Here is a 9,197-nt window from a genome sequence, read left to right on the forward strand (position 1 = left end):
TTAATTATTTCAACAACTCCATAATATTTATACTATTAAGATCTACAAGTTTATCAAGATCGGCTTGTGTATCTTCGTATCGTTTTTTGATTTTGGTTATTTCATCTATACTAGATAAAAAGATATCAACCAGTTGAGCATCAAAATGCGCGCCACTGCTTTCTGTCAGAATGCTGATTACTTTTTCTTCCGGAAAAGGGTCTTTATAGCATCTTTTTGATGAGAGTGCATCATAGACATCCGCGAGTGCAACGATTCTACCTTCTATCGGTATCTCATTACTTTTTAACCCCTGTGGATAGCCGGTTCCGTCAACTTTTTCATGATGTGTTATTGCGATAATTCTTGATTTTTTAAGCACCTCTGCGGTTGCTTCTTTTAATATCATACCACCTATTACAGTATGCTGTTCCATTATTTTTCGTTCGTCGTCTGTAAGTTTGCCTGGTTTTTGCAGTATTGCATCAGGTATCCCGAGTTTGCCGATATCGTGCATCGGTGATGCCCAGAAAATCAGTTCTGTATCTTCTTTTGGAAGCCCGATTTTTTCTGCGAGCAGTTTTGAATAATGGCTGACCCGTTTGATATGATTAGCAGTTTCTTTATCGCGGTATTCTGCAGCAGCTGAAAGCCGGAAAATTGTATCCAGATACGCGCTTTTTAACTCTTCTGTAAGTTTTGCATTTTGAATAGCAACCGCAGCTTGTGAAGAAAAAGATGTAGTTATTTTCTGATGCTCGTCAGTAAAAGGGACAACGACATCTCCTTCTATTGAATTTATGAGTTGCAAAACACCTATGATTTGTTCGTTGCGGTTAAGCATAGGGATAACAAGCATTGAAATCGTTTCATAGCCGTATTTTTTGTCTAGAGTTGAATTGTAATGATATTCCGAGTTGGCAGGAATGTTCTGGACATTAGGAATATTGAGCGGTTGGGCGGTTAATGCTACATAGCCGGAGATACTCTGTTTGGTAATTGGCATTTCAAAACTTTTGAAAATTTCGCGTGTTTTTTTTTCACCCCACCTTTTGAAATATGTATTTGACCTGCTGGTCTTAAAAATGAGTTTAGCGCCTTCAACGAGATAGATGGAACCGCTATCGGCATTGGTCAATTTTTGTGCTTCTGCTAAAATCATATCCAGCAGTATATCCAGATTGTGTTCAGACGACAGTGCAATCCCTATATTTAACAGTTCTTCAAACCCTTTTGTAAGCATTACTTTTTATTATACACAAAAAAATAAAAAAAACAAGTAATTATTAAAATAATAATACAGAAATACGCGAAAATATCGCCGAAGCTGGTATAAAAAGTTAAATAATTAATAGGCTGGATAGAATCAGTAAGCGTTGTTGTTGTAAAAATTTCTGTTTTTTTCTTTATTCTGCCTGACGGCTCAATAAAACAGGAGATACCTGTATTTGCTGCACGAACAACATATCGTCTGTTTTCTACTGCTCTAAAAACATTCATTGTAAAATGCTGATATGGTGCGGATGTTTTTAGATACCAACCATCGTTTGTTAGATTAACGATAATTTCTGCGCCGTTTTTGACTGATTTTCTTATTTCATTCGCAAAAATCGCTTCAAAACAGATATTTACACCAAGTTTCCCAGCGGATGAATTTATTACATTATATTTTTTATCAGCCGAAAATTCGCCAATTTCATTTACGACTTTGATAAACTTGCCTAAAAAATTTCTTAATGGAATATATTCACCAAACGGGACAAGATGATTTTTTGAATACTCATCTATGATTTGGCCGTCAGCAGATACCAAAAATGCCGAATTGTAAAGTTTGTTATGTTTGAAGTCAATTGAAGCAACAAGATGCTGTGTTTTTGTTTTTTTTGCAAGTTGTGAAATCCAAGGATAAATTTTTAGGTCGTTCCTTAAGTAGCCGGGAACTGCCGATTCAGGCCAGACAATAAGGTCAGAGATGGAGAGATGGAGAGATGGAGAAATGGAAAGATGGGTATAGGTATCTATTATTTCTTGTTCGTATTTTTCGTCCCATTTTTTATACTGGTCAATGTTGCCTTGAAGAATAGAGACAGTTCTAATGTTCTGATGTTCTAATGTTCTGATGTTCTTGAGTTTGTAAAGACCAAAAATCAGACTGAATAAGACAAGTGATAAAGTGATAAAGTGATAAAGTGATAAAGTTTTTTTCTTTTCAATAAGGATTTTTGCAAATGCCAGGTTTACGAAAATAATCAAAAATGATACACCATAGATACCTGTAAATTCAGAAATCTGTATTATTGGCAAAAAGTTCCATTGCGAATATCCGAGCAACGCCCATGGAAAGCCCGTGAATAAATGTGTGCGGAGAAATTCTAAAGAGACCCAGACGAAGGCAGGGTATAGGGTATAGGGTATAGGGTATAGAGAATATAGAAAGCAAAAAATACCATAATAGCTCGCAAGATATAATGCGAGTAAAAGTAAAACAATAATACCAATAATTTTTGGTTCGCCGGCGGCTGAAAATGTTGGAATAAGCCAGTAAAGAATTCCACAGTAGGCAACAAATCCTGTAAGCGTTCCATAAACAAATGCCTTTCTTGGTTTTTCATTTTGGATTACCAAAAAAAGTGGGACAAGCGAAATCCAACTAAGAAACCAAAAAGATGTTTTGGGGAACGATAAAATTATCAGTATTGCGGATAAAACACATAAAAATATTTTTTTCATTTATGTTTAAAAATTTCAGGCGGGGCTAATTTATGTTTTGCTGAGGTGAGCATTTTTTTCAGTTTCTTATTCAGTTTTTTATTTTTAAGCCGATATTCAAGTTCATTATAAGTCATTCCTATTTCGCCTTCATCTGTTTGTCCTGTCCAGAGTCCAGCTGTTGGAGTTTTATAAATTATTTCATCAGGTATGTTTAACTGTTTTGCGAGATTTTTAACTTCTGATTTATGGAGGTTACCTATTGGCAAAATATCTACTCCACCGTCGCCGTATTTCGTAAAATAGCCGATTGACAGTTCTGATTTGTTGCCGGTGCCTACAACGAGATAATTCAATTTATTTGCAAAATAATAAAGTGTAAGCATTCTCAATCTTGGTTTAAGATTTCCTTTTGTAAGTTTATCACCGTTAGGTAAAATTTTTACAAAGTTTTTGTAGGTTTTTGTGAGGTCAACCGTTTCTGTTATCAGGTTAAATTTTTTAGCAAACCTTTTTGCAGTTTCTATATCCTGTTTTGATGTCTCACAGGGTAAAATCAAGCATAACAGATTTTTTGTACCAACCGCTTTCTGACATAAAACGGAAACAACTGCGGAGTCAATCCCGCCTGAAAGCCCGACAACAAACCCGTTTTTTTTGGTATTTTTGACTTTTTTCTTCAGCCAATTGACAATTTTTTGCTCTAATAGTTTACAGTTCATTTTAAATATTCTCCTAACTGGATATAGGGTATAGGGTATAGGGTTCAGGGTTTAGATTTTAATTTTTTCGTTAAAACGATGAGCATTTTATTTACTTCGTTAACTAAACTTATTGCCTTTTCAGATTCCTCAACTGAAATATATTTTAAATCTTTTGCTAACAATAATTGGGTTTCCAATTCTGCACAAGAACCCAATGCTATAGATAAAAACTGGATATATTCTCCAATTATGTTGTCGTTGATATCCTTCGGCTATATTTGATACAATAGAAACAGCACATCTTCTTACTTGCAAAGTTAGTCCATATTGTTCATTTTTAGGAAACTTTTCTGTCAATTTGTACACAATTAATGTTAATTGATATGCTTTCTGCCAGACATATAATTCTTTGTAACTCTGCAACATTTCTATTCCCTAAACCCTATTCCCTAAACCCTGTTATCCAGATTTCTCGTCTTCTGGGACCATCAAATTCGCAGAAATATATTCCCTGCCAGATACCAAGTTGCAGTTTGCCATCAGCGATAATCACTGTTACAGACGAGCCAATAAGTGATGCTTTTATATGTGCGGCAGAATTACCTTCTGAATGTTCATAGTCAGAATCACGCAAAGGGATTTTTTTATCAAGCATCATCAGAATATCTTTTACCACATCGGGGTCTGCGTTCTCGTTAATTGTAATTCCAGCCGTAGTATGCGGCACAAAAACAACGCAAACACCGTCTGAAACTTTCGCTTCAGCAATTTTTTCCCGAACAATTTCGGTTATATCAACAAACTCCGTCTGCTTGTGAGTATTTATGTTGATTCTGAAAAACATTTTTTAAGAAAATTAAATAATCCGTTTTCTATTTGAAAAACACAAATCTAATTCATTTGGAAAAATTCTAAAACCAGTGCCGTGGTCGTGTGGTTTGCCGTCGGGATATTGTCCGATTCTTATGTCTACTTTGATTATTCCTTCTTTCAACAATTTTACAAATTTATCAAAATCAAAACCGCTTAGAAGCCACGCCTCGTTATACCAGAACTCTTCATCTAAACCGATTCCTCTTGAATCTGCCTTAACATATGTTAATCTTGGTATTTTTCTTTCAAATGATTTTTGTAAAGTATCCTTGTCCCAATAACCTAAAATTTCATCACCGAATGAAACAAGATTTACCATTTCATTTTTAATTTCTATCTTAAATCCCGGTTTTCCTTTTAATTGATTGAAATCAATAGCATTTACCATTGTATGAAGTTCGTTTCTACCATTTTTTCTTGTTGATTCATAACCAAATTTTTCTAATAAGACCGAATTTGCTTTTGCCGGCAATGGCGATTTTGTAAATAAGGTAAGCATACTTTTTGCATTTTTTCTGGCAGATTTCAGTTCTGACCGTGCACAATTTGGAGTTGGAACATTATTTTCTTTAATTCCCAATAAATCCTCTAATGTTTTCCCAATACCTATATGTCCTGCTCGGTGAGTTTTAATATATCCCATCTTATTTATTTCTTTTAGTTTTTTTGCAAACTCATTGTAAGTCATAAAGGTTTCCAAAAATCAAGTATGTATTCAAATGTTGTGCTGAGTGTAATATAATTACTTGGCCAGCCAAATATGCCAACATTATTGACTAAATTTCTTTTATCCCAAATGATAATGTTTCGCAATTCGTAACCCACATTTTGCATTTCTTCAATTGCATAACTATGTGTTGGGTATCGTTTATTATTTTCCCACAAATCGTTTATATTTATAATACAATGTGCTTTCGGTTTCAAAAGTGGTAATATTCCTTTATAAATTTCAGCAAGATTTTTTGAATACTCTTTGGGTTTCATAGTCCCAAGATCTCTCGGATTGTTTGAATACTGCTGAATTTTTTTGAAATATTTGTTTTCTCGCAAATCTGCCCGGATGCTTTTATTCAATCTTTGATGATTTAACATATTAGCATATGGTGGTGAGGTAACTACTAATGCAACTGTATTTTCAGAAATATATTTTGGAATATTTATTGCATCGTCGTTTATTATTATCTGTTTTGTTTTTTCAAATTCCAGTTCTTGTTGAGACAATCTTTTTTTTGCAAAGTCGGTGTATTTTTTATTTAAATCAAAACCGACAGCATTTCTGCCAAGTTCTCTTGCCGCTATTAAAGTTGTTCCTATTCCCACAAACGGGTCCAAAACTAATTCTCCTCTATGGGTAAAAAGTTCAATACATTTTTTAGGTAATGCTATTGGAAAAACTGCAGGGTGAATATCTTTATCTCTTATATCTCTTTTTTCGTAATAAAATTCCCAAACAGCGACTTGATTTTTAATCCAATCTTTTGCGGTTAAACAGTTTATACGATTACCAGTGCAATCACAAGTTTTTACATGTGGTATATCAACAGTATTTGCCTCGTATACTATCGACATTTCAGCAACTTTACTTTTCTTTTTTTTCATATTTTATTTTCCACAGCATTTTTTGTATTTTTTGCCGCTACCACAGGGACAAGGGTCGTTGCGCCCGATTTTTTTTGGCATACTTATTAGAGTTTGTTGTGTCTGTTGGGTTCTTTGTGTTTGTGGAGTCAGGATAGCCGAAGGAACTTTTGGCATAATCCGAATTCTTGGTTGGGGCATCATTTGAACTCTGAATATGTATTCTACTGTTTCTTCGCGGATACGGTCCATCATCGTCATAAAAAGAGAAAGTGATTCTTTTTTGTATTCAACAAGCGGGTCTTTCTGTCCGTAAGCGCGCAGTCCAACGCCTTTACGCAGTTGGTCTAAATCATACAGATGATTTTTCCACGCAGTATCAATCACCTGAAGCATTACCTGGCGTTGTATATTCTCATAAATTTCTTTTGTGAACTCAATTTCTCGTCGGGCATAAATCTCTCTGATTTTTTCCAATAGTGTTTGTTTGAATGATTCTTGATTTAATGATGTAATTTCTTCTTTGGAGAATTTTAATTCAAGTCCGAATGTTCTCATTAACCAATTTAAGATTGCTTCCAAATCCCATTTTTCAGGATATTCTTTTTTAGGGCAGTAAAGTTCAAGTTTTTCGTCTAAGGATTCTTCTATCATCTCCCGAATTTTTTCCGAAACAGAAAGCCCTTCAAATATAGAGTTTCTTAATGAATAAACCACTTCACGCTGTTTGCTCATCACATTATCGTATTCCAGCAGATTTTTTCGTATCTCAAAATTCATCTCCTCAACTTTTCGCTGTGCATTTTCTATCGCGCGAGAAACAAGCGGATGCTCTATCACTTCGCCTTCTTTCATACCAAGTTTTTCCATAATTGGTGCGATTCTATCCGAACCAAACAGCCGCATCAGTTCATCTTCTAAAGAAAGATAAAATCTTGACGAGCCCATATCACCCTGTCTGCCACTGCGACCTCTTAACTGGTTATCAATTCTGCGTGCTTCGTGTCGTTCTGTGCCAAGAATATGGAGTCCGCCTAATTTTTTTACTTCTGCTTGTTCCACAGCATCGGGTGGATTCCCGCCTAAAACGATATCGGTTCCTCTACCTGCCATGTTTGTTGCGACTGTTACCGCTTTTTTTCGGCCTGCTTGGGCAATAATTTGTGCTTCCTGCTCGTGATATTTTGCGTTCAGTATTTGGTGTGGAATACCTCGTTTTTTCAGCATTGCTGCCATTTTTTCGTTTTTTTCTATTGAACGTGTCCCGACAAGTACAGGTCGTCCGCTTTTGTACATCTCTTCAATCTCATTCAAGATTGCCTCATATTTTTCGCGGTCTGTTCTATAAATAACATCCGGCGAATCATCCCGTATCATTGGCATATTCGTTGGTATTTCAACGACATCAAGTTTATAGATATGCCAGAACTCGCCTGCTTCCGTCATAGCGGTCCCGGTCATTCCTGCCAGTTTTTTGTATAACTTAAAAAAATTCTGATATGTGATTGTAGCAAGCGTCTGGTTTTCTTCGGCGATTCTCAAATTTTCTTTCGCTTCAACCGCCTGATGGAGTCCTTCCGACCACCGCCGACCTGGCATCAGTCGTCCTGTGAACTCGTCAACAATCACAACTTCGCCATCTTTGACAACATAATCCACATCTCGTTTAAAAAGATTATGTGCTTTAAGTGCCTGATTTATATGATGAACCCATTCCGATTGAATATCGTCATACAGATTTTTTATGCCGAGCATTTTTTCGCATTTTTGGACACCCTGTTGCGTAAGTGTTGCAGTATGATTTTTTTCATCCACGATATAATCATACCCGACGGACAAATCAATCCCTTTATATTTCGCATCAATCTCTTCTGCCTCCGTGATAAATTTTCCTTTCAGATGTGGCACCAGCCGATTGATGATATAATACTTGTCGGTTGATTCTTCAGCAGGGCCTGAAATAATAAGCGGTGTTCGTGCCTCGTCTATCAGAATAGAATCCACCTCGTCCACAATCGCATAATTCAGTTCCCTTAAAACCCGTTCTTCTTTTGAGCGTTTCATATTGTCACGAAGATAATCAAAACCTATTTCTGAGTTTGTAACATATGTCACATCACACTGATACATTTTTTGGCGTTCTACATCTTCCATATCATGCTGAATATATCCTACAGTTAATCCTAAAAATTCGTAAATCGGTCCCATCCAGAACCGGTCGCGTTTCGCAAGATAATCATTGACAGTAACGATATGGACACCTTTACCAGTCAGGGAGTTCAAATATACAGACAGTGTTGCAACAAGTGTTTTTCCTTCACCAGTTTTCATCTCTGCGATTTTGCCTTGATGCAGAATTATGCCGCCGATAAGTTGGACATCAAAATGCCTTAATGTGATTGTTCGTTTTGATGCCTCTCTGACACATGCGAATGCTTCTGGAATAATCTGTTCCATTGTTTCGCCCTGTGCGAGCCGGCTTTTGAACTCGTCTGTTTTCAGTTTTAGTGAATCATCCGATAATTTTTTGATTTTTTCTTCAGACGAGTTTATCTGTAAAATAACAGGCAGAATTTTTTTGATATCCCGTTCTGATTTCGTACCAAAAATTTTTCTAAAAATATAATTTAACATACAAGATAATTAAGACGCAGATTTTCGCAGAAAAATCAGGATTTAATCTGCGTTCCTCTGCGTCCAAATTTAATGAAATCCCTATACTGCAAAATATATTTTACAAAAAATAGTAAAAATTGTAAATAAAAAAAAACCAATCCTGAATTGAACAGAACTGGTTTTTTGTTTTTTTATATGTTCATTAAACTTTTTTTACATTTGCTGCTTTAGGACCTTTATCAGAATCCACCACATCAAACTCTACTGCATCGCCTTCTGCGAGCGATTTGAACCCATCGCCGCCGATAGCCGAAAAGTGAACGAACACATCGCCTGACCCATCTTCTTTCGCTATGAAGCCGTAGCCTTTGGAGTCATTAAACCACTTCACTTTACCACGCATCTACTTTGCTCCTCCTCTTAAGAATTACGAATTATCACGAATTTTTTAACACCTCACGAATTTATTACGAATATTCGCATTTATTCGTGAGATTTGTCTTTATTCGTATTTTATTCGCATACTCTTAAACATTCCGTGCAGAAGTACCGCTAAACTTACACGCAAAACTAACGCTAACTGTTTTGCGGTATCAAACCGCACATAATATATTACTGTAGTTTGGCAAATTTCCCATTTCTCTAATGAGAAATAGGGTGGTCTGATTCATCAGACACGCTTGCTAATAAATGCTGAGACATATTATAAAGGAACCTATAAAAAATTGACGTGAAAGC

10 protein-coding genes are annotated in these 9,197 nt (G+C 35.8%); all 10 read right to left on the bottom strand.

Translation table 11 applies throughout. The features are described from left to right. Window positions 1–4: 4 nt before the first annotated feature. The 10 genes from AB1349_05825 to AB1349_05870 all read right to left on the bottom strand — a co-directional run bounded on the left by AB1349_05825 (window position 5) and on the right by AB1349_05870 (window position 8,862). Entirely contained in the window at window positions 5–1,222 is a 1,218-nt protein-coding gene (locus AB1349_05825) for an HD domain-containing phosphohydrolase (protein MEW6556859.1), read from the bottom strand. Next, the gene (lnt, locus tag AB1349_05830; GenBank protein MEW6556860.1) at window positions 1,222–2,709 is read right to left on the bottom strand and encodes an apolipoprotein N-acyltransferase; all 1,488 of its coding nucleotides are present in this window, start codon (window positions 2,707–2,709) and stop codon (window positions 1,222–1,224) included. Before lnt ends, AB1349_05825 begins: the two co-directional genes overlap by 1 nt. Next, window positions 2,706–3,410: an NAD+ synthase gene (locus tag AB1349_05835; GenBank protein MEW6556861.1), complete on the bottom strand. Its 705-nt coding sequence runs from the start codon at window positions 3,408–3,410 to the stop codon at window positions 2,706–2,708. The genes lnt and AB1349_05835 overlap by 4 nt, the downstream gene beginning before the upstream one ends. A gap of 44 nt (window positions 3,411–3,454) precedes the next feature. After that, window positions 3,455–3,607, bottom strand: coding sequence for a four helix bundle protein (locus AB1349_05840; protein MEW6556862.1), 153 nt, complete (start codon window positions 3,605–3,607; stop codon window positions 3,455–3,457). After that, complete coding sequence (locus AB1349_05845; GenBank protein MEW6556863.1) at window positions 3,540–3,818, bottom strand: four helix bundle protein; 279 nt, start codon at window positions 3,816–3,818, stop codon at window positions 3,540–3,542. Before AB1349_05845 ends, AB1349_05840 begins: the two co-directional genes overlap by 68 nt. Before the next feature lie 16 nt (window positions 3,819–3,834). Continuing rightward, a complete protein-coding gene (locus AB1349_05850) occupies window positions 3,835–4,236 on the bottom strand; it encodes a secondary thiamine-phosphate synthase enzyme YjbQ (protein ID MEW6556864.1) in 402 nt (133 codons plus the stop codon). Window positions 4,237–4,248: 12 nt separating this feature from the next. Beyond that, window positions 4,249–4,953 carry an MvaI/BcnI family restriction endonuclease gene (locus tag AB1349_05855; GenBank protein MEW6556865.1) on the bottom strand — a complete coding sequence of 235 codons (705 nt, stop codon included), beginning with the start codon at window positions 4,951–4,953 and terminating at the stop codon, window positions 4,249–4,251. Then, window positions 4,950–5,864, bottom strand: coding sequence for a DNA methyltransferase (locus AB1349_05860; GenBank protein ID MEW6556866.1), 915 nt, complete (start codon window positions 5,862–5,864; stop codon window positions 4,950–4,952). The genes AB1349_05855 and AB1349_05860 overlap by 4 nt, the downstream gene beginning before the upstream one ends. 3 nt (window positions 5,865–5,867) lie before the next feature. Then, window positions 5,868–8,477 (bottom strand): preprotein translocase subunit SecA, encoded by a 2,610-nt coding sequence (secA, locus tag AB1349_05865; protein MEW6556867.1) that lies wholly within the window; start codon window positions 8,475–8,477, stop codon window positions 5,868–5,870. Window positions 8,478–8,661: 184 nt separating this feature from the next. After that, on the bottom strand, window positions 8,662–8,862 hold the full coding sequence (locus AB1349_05870) for a cold shock domain-containing protein (protein ID MEW6556868.1): 201 nt from the start codon (window positions 8,860–8,862) through the stop codon (window positions 8,662–8,664). Window positions 8,863–9,197 lie beyond the last annotated feature (335 nt).

The organism is Elusimicrobiota bacterium, from assembly GCA_040757695.1.
Classification (GTDB): domain Bacteria; phylum Elusimicrobiota; class UBA8919; order UBA8919; family UBA8919; genus JBFLWK01.

Excerpts from the sequence above, each read along its gene's own strand:
- AB1349_05825 (MEW6556859.1), bottom strand. The coding sequence starts at position 1,222 with ATGCTTACAAAAGGGTTTGAAGAACTGTTAAATATAGGGATTGCACTG.
- lnt (MEW6556860.1), bottom strand. The coding sequence starts at position 2,709 with ATGAAAAAAATATTTTTATGTGTTTTATCCGCAATACTGATAATTTTA.
- AB1349_05835 (MEW6556861.1), bottom strand. The coding sequence starts at position 3,410 with ATGAACTGTAAACTATTAGAGCAAAAAATTGTCAATTGGCTGAAGAAA.
- AB1349_05845 (MEW6556863.1), bottom strand. The coding sequence starts at position 3,818 with ATGTTGCAGAGTTACAAAGAATTATATGTCTGGCAGAAAGCATATCAA.
- AB1349_05850 (MEW6556864.1), bottom strand. The coding sequence starts at position 4,236 with ATGTTTTTCAGAATCAACATAAATACTCACAAGCAGACGGAGTTTGTT.
- AB1349_05855 (MEW6556865.1), bottom strand. The coding sequence starts at position 4,953 with ATGACTTACAATGAGTTTGCAAAAAAACTAAAAGAAATAAATAAGATG.
- AB1349_05860 (MEW6556866.1), bottom strand. The coding sequence starts at position 5,864 with ATGAAAAAAAAGAAAAGTAAAGTTGCTGAAATGTCGATAGTATACGAG.
- secA (MEW6556867.1), bottom strand. The coding sequence starts at position 8,477 with ATGTTAAATTATATTTTTAGAAAAATTTTTGGTACGAAATCAGAACGG.
- AB1349_05870 (MEW6556868.1), bottom strand. The coding sequence starts at position 8,862 with ATGCGTGGTAAAGTGAAGTGGTTTAATGACTCCAAAGGCTACGGCTTC.